We start from the raw sequence: 639 nt of genomic DNA, 5'->3' as shown, positions 1-639 counted from the left end.
CGCCATCGAAATCGAGCGTGGCGCAGGTGAACTGGGAACCCTCCACCGGCGGATTGTGGAAGGTGTGGACGGCGTAGCGCGGATAGAACAGCAGCGACGGTTCCTCGATCACCAGCCGGGTGGGCAGGGCGCTCGCGCCATGCGTGACCCCGGACGCCAGGCGATTCAGCCGGCACCCCGGGAGCCTCTCTCACTGTCGCTCTATATATAGGAGTTCATCATGACCGCACGTGTTTCCCTGCCCAACGCCAGCAACGCCCCCGCCGGCAGCGCCGCCGCCCTGGCCCAGATCCAGGCCGCCTTCGGCACGACCCCGCAGATGTTCCGCGCCGTGGCCAATTCGCCGGCCGCGCTGCAATCGATGTGGGGCGCGTTTGGCGCGCTCGGTGGCGGTGTGATTCCGGCGCAACTCGGCGAGAAGATCGCCGTGGCCGTTGCCGACCGTAACCGCTGCGAATACTGCCTGGCCGCCCATACGGCGCTGGGCCGCAAGGCCGGCGCCACCGCTGAGGAGATGGCTGCCGCCCAGGCTGGGCGTGCCGAGGATGCCCGGACGGCCGCCGCGCTGGCCTTCGCGCTGAAGCTGGTGAACGACCGGGGCCAGGTGTCGGACGCCGACGTGGCCCAACTGCGGGAAGT

At 69.6% G+C, this 639-nt stretch carries 1 protein-coding gene; it reads left to right on the top strand.

The genetic code is table 11. The annotated features are described in order from the left end of the window. Positions 1-220: 220 nt before the first annotated feature. Positions 221-639: carboxymuconolactone decarboxylase family protein (locus tag AB4Z27_RS29290; protein ID WP_441646013.1), on the top strand; the 419-nt coding region annotated here is incomplete at its 3' end.

Origin of the sequence: Cupriavidus sp. KB_39 (assembly GCF_052114485.1) — a bacterium.
Taxonomy (GTDB): domain Bacteria; phylum Pseudomonadota; class Gammaproteobacteria; order Burkholderiales; family Burkholderiaceae; genus Cupriavidus.
Note: the sequence above shows the minus strand (reverse complement) of the source record. Positions and strands in the feature narration are given on the sequence as shown.